1 protein-coding gene is annotated in these 3,158 nt (G+C 35.2%); it reads right to left on the bottom strand.

Features of this window, described 5'->3' with window-relative positions; genetic code table 11:
* Positions 1–164: 164 nt before the first annotated feature.
* Positions 165–3,158, bottom strand: a 2,994-nt coding sequence (locus QZU81_RS10775; protein WP_295591771.1) for a C1 family peptidase, incomplete at its 5' end; no start/stop codon positions are given.

The following is a 3,158-nucleotide window of genomic DNA, read 5'->3' as shown; positions in this document are numbered from 1 at the left end:
AAAGTTCCCTGAAGCGGAAACTGCACTGAGGGATAGTAATAGTATCAACATTATTAAAACAATTTTTAGTTTTTTCAATATATTCATCTCCCATATTTAACTATTATATAATTTATCGTTGACTCATTATATATTTATTCAAAAAAAATAAAGTGAGGATATGGTTAATCCTCTTTTGCGGTAATGGTAATTTTATTGGAAATTACAGCGTTTTCATACTGTGAAGTAATGATATACTCACCGGCCATCAGTCTGATGTTTAACCTGGCAGTTCCATTCTCATCTGTTGTTCTGTTATAGAATACCCCGTTGATGTTGAATGTGATGTTAACGCCTTCTAATACATTGCCTTTACCGTCAACCAGGGTTGCCTCAAACTGGGATCCGTCCAAGTAGGTCATGTTTAAATCATCTGCACTCAGCACAGGCAAAACAGTGATGTTGTATGACATTTGAAGGCCTGTCAATGGGTCAATAGCTGTCAATATGTACTCTCCAGGATTTAAATTAATATTTAATCTTGCAGATCCATTTTCATTGGTTGTTCTATTGTAGAACACCCCATTTATGTTCATTGTGATGTTAACGTTAGGAACGGCTTTGCCTGCACCGTCAATCAATGAGATATAAAACTGTGATTCGTTTCTGAAGTATTTAACCAAATTATCTGCTATTAATGTCGACAATACTTTGACTGTGTTTTCAACAGTCATTCCGTTGAATGTTGTCCTAATCACATAATCTCCAGGCATTAGGTTAATGTTTATGCGAGCAGTTCCATTTTCATCACTGACGCGAGTATAATTGTTGCCGTTGATTTCAAAGACTATAGTCTGGTTTGCATCACCAACATTTACTTCAAATTGAGAGTCATTCTTGTATATTTTAACCAGGTCTTCACTATATATTCCCAAATCCACAGTATACATTTTAAGAACTGCAGTTCTTTTCATTTTCATTAGATCATATGTTTTTCCATCATATGTTGCAAATGAAGTATTTTCCATATAATGTTGCATGCTATCTTTTATATAAGGCATTGTCTTTTTCATCATTACTAAAGAAACATTATCCCCTTCCCTGATTGGAATTTCAGATGCCAGTTTCATCGTATGGTAACCATCGTATGGTTTCGTTCCGTTTTGCCGGTATTTTAATTGCCCATTTACATATATTTCAAGGGCATAGTTGCTGTCATCCCTATAGAAGTATGTTCCAACTGCACGTATCAATTCATTTCCAAGGGATTGGTAGTTATTTTGATATCTGATAATGCTTTCATTATTTTTAAAGAATGATAAATCTCCTCCAAGGTCTGTCTGATAGTTTTTGGTATAGTTTTCATTTTCTTCAATCAGGAATGTTACTCCTGTAGCTTTCATAATACTTGTATCATAATATGAAATATAGAAGTATCCATTCTCTCCCCAGCCAGTACCCCAGCTGTTTCTGATTATAAATGCACCGTTTCCAGGAGGTGTTTGCTTAAAGTTGCTTGCAGGGTAGTTATCATCCCATCCAACAATCACCATAGCATGAAGCGTTGTATTAAATTTGTCTTGATAATATGAGTGGGTTTTTTCATTATAATTGGCACTGTCTTCGTAATATGATGAAGCTATTCCTCCATATTTTAGAATCGCCCTTTTTACCCCATCATTGTCTGTGGAATTTTTACGAGGATTTACGAATACCACATTTTGAATATGAATATTTTCATCACTTGAAATAAGAGGAGAAATTTTTCCCAATGCATCATAGCTATCATATTTTGCAGGTACTGCTCCAAACCAACTTATTAGATAACTTAGGCCTTCCATTTCACCTCCCCCTTCATCAGCACTGGAAATACCATATTTAGAATATTTCAACATGCTGTCCTGCATATTGTTTTCTGAAAGATCATATCCAATTCCTGTTGCTTTAAATAATGCAGATTCAAGAGCTCCAGTATCTCCAAAAGCCCAACATGCACCCATGTAACCCTGATCTCTAACTGGTGTTACCCAACCCCAGTCACGCAAGTCAAATCTTTGCGGAAGAATTGCAACATCAATACTGTTATTGATGACTTTAATCTGAGCACCAACCTCTTCAATGACTGTTGCATAGTTTGTATTGTTTAGGGATACATTATTGTTTACAAAGCTTATGTTTTCCATTGAAAATTCTGAAAAGACTCCATAAACCGCTACAGTGTTGTTTATGAAATTGGAATTTTCAATGCCAATGTCCTTACATGAATATGCATAAACTGCAGAATTTCTGTTGTTTATGAAATTTGACTTATCTATTGTCAATTCGCTTTCAAATAGATATACTACACCACTGTTATTAGCAATTCCTGAATCTGTAAAGTTATTTCCGATGATGCGTGAATTTTCACTTTGGGCAAGATATATCGCTTCGCCGTCATATAGTGAACTGCACTTTTCAAAGCTATTGTTTGCAATGTAATGATTTCCTCCCAATAATGTTAGTGCACCGCCGAAATCACCTGAAGTATTGATGAACCTGCAGTTCAAAATAAAAGAGTCTCCTTCATCATCTTTGAATTCTTCCCCTAAATCCACAAATACAGCTCCACCATTCTTGAGAGAAGATACGTTTTCAAAGGTACATGACTCTATCGTCACGTTTAGGTTTTTAAATGTTGATTTTTTGATGGTTGTATTGATTCTGGAATATATTGCCGTTGCATATTTTGACTCGCAGTTTATAAATGATGAATTTTCAACAGTCAAATTTGGCCCTCTGTATGCAAATATCATTGAGTAGCTGATATTTTTCGAATTTTCAAAAATAGAGTTTATAACTGTTGCCTGTGACATCACATAGAGCCCTGCTCCGTTAACAGCACCGTTATTGTTAAAAGTTGAATTCATGATGTTTATTTTCCCGTTAGCGGTTATCGCTCCTCCTGCCCAGGTCGCATAATTATCCTCAAAAGTGGTATTTATAATGGTAGTGTTTCCTGATGTGAATACAGCCCCACCATAACCTACAACATTACCATTGACTATATTAAGATTCATTAAAGTAATATTGTTTCCTCTAATTAAGAATATTCTTGATTGTGAACTGCCGTCAATCGTATGTCCATTACCGTTTACAACAAAGTTGCTTTTGTTAATTAAAACTCCCGTTCTTAAATCCAC

The sequence above is a fragment of the uncultured Methanobrevibacter sp. genome (assembly GCF_902770715.1).
Lineage (GTDB): Archaea > Methanobacteriota > Methanobacteria > Methanobacteriales > Methanobacteriaceae > Methanocatella.
The sequence above is the reverse complement of the archived record's forward strand: the minus strand, read 5'-3'. Positions and strand labels throughout refer to the sequence as shown.